The sequence below is a fragment of the Dietzia sp. CQ4 genome, assembly GCF_014145125.1.
Lineage (GTDB): Bacteria > Actinomycetota > Actinomycetes > Mycobacteriales > Mycobacteriaceae > Dietzia > Dietzia natronolimnaea.
Window position 1 is genome coordinate 1 of record NZ_JAALDZ010000270.1, and the last position, 1,250, is coordinate 1,250.

At 74.6% G+C, this 1,250-nt stretch carries 1 protein-coding gene; it reads left to right on the forward strand.

All coding sequences use genetic code 11. The features are described from left to right. Positions 1–223: 223 nt before the first annotated feature. The coding region (locus tag G6031_RS14480) for a GAF domain-containing protein (protein WP_347238505.1) at positions 224–1,250 on the forward strand (1,027 nt) is incomplete at its 3' end.

Here is a 1,250-nt window from a genome sequence, read left to right on the forward strand (position 1 = left end):
GTGACCGGGTGCGCGGGCGAGGTCTCCTCCCGCCTCGCCGCCCATCCGCGTCCCGCCCGCGCGCCCGGGCTCCCCGCGCATCTGGTGCACCCGGCCCACGCGGCCCGGAGCCACTGAGCCGCCGCCCGAGCCCCGGGATCCCGATCGCCCGAGCCCTGGGATCACCCCGCCGCCCGCTTGCGTATGGTGTGAGTCACACCCCTCATCCGGCCGGAGGTGCCCCGTGACCCAGACAGTCCACTCCCCCGTCGCGCCCGGCGAGGACCCGGTGGACCTGTCCTGGCGCCGGTCCGCCTCGTGCGGACTGACCCCGAAGAGCGCGCGCCCCGGTGCCCCCGATCCGCACGCGTCCCGGTCCCACCGACTCGCCGAGGCCGCCCGACCGGTGATGGACGACCTCGACGAGGTCCTCAAGGACACCGGAGCCATGCTCCTGCTCGCGGACCGCGAGGGACGGGTCATCCGCTCGGTGCGCGACAACGCCCGGATCTCCCGCATGCTCCTGCGGCGGGGAGTCGACGACGGTGCCACCCTCACCGAGGACGCGGTGGGCAACAACGGCATCGGCACGGCGCTCGAGACCCGCGCCGGGGTCTTCATCCACGGCGAGCAGCACTTCGCGGAGGTCCTGCGCGACTTCGCCTGTTACGGGCACCCGATCGTCGACCCGCTCACCCGCCGCCTGGTCGGGGCGGTGGATCTGACGGGGATGAGCGCCGACGCCTCCCGCATGTTCGCGCCGTTCGTGCGGAAGATCGTCGCGGACATCGAGGCCCGCTACGTCGACACCGCCCGCGCGGACGACCGCGAACTCTGGCACCGCTTCGTCGAACGCACCCGATCCTCCGACACCGCCACCTGCGCGTTCGGCGACGAGGTGGTGCTGGCCTCGCACTCGAGCCTGGAACGTCTGGCCTCCCGGGACATCGCAAGACTCCGGCGGCTGGTGGAGCAGGACGAGGTGGGCGACGTCGTGGAACTCTCGGTGGGGACGGTCGGGGTCCTGTCCAGCCGGGTCGGCCGCCGCGGCCACCTGCTCGACCTGACGTTCCCCGACCAGCACCCCGCGCCCACGCTGCGGAGCACCTCCTCCGCGGGCCCCGGCTCCACCCCGGGCTCGACCTCGACGCGGGCCATGACGTCCGCCCCGGGTTCCACCTCCACGCAGGGCACGACGTCCCCGCCCGGGTCCACGGGTCCGGCGGGCACGTCGGGTCCGGGGGCCGGTGCCGGTGCCGGTGTCGGTGTCG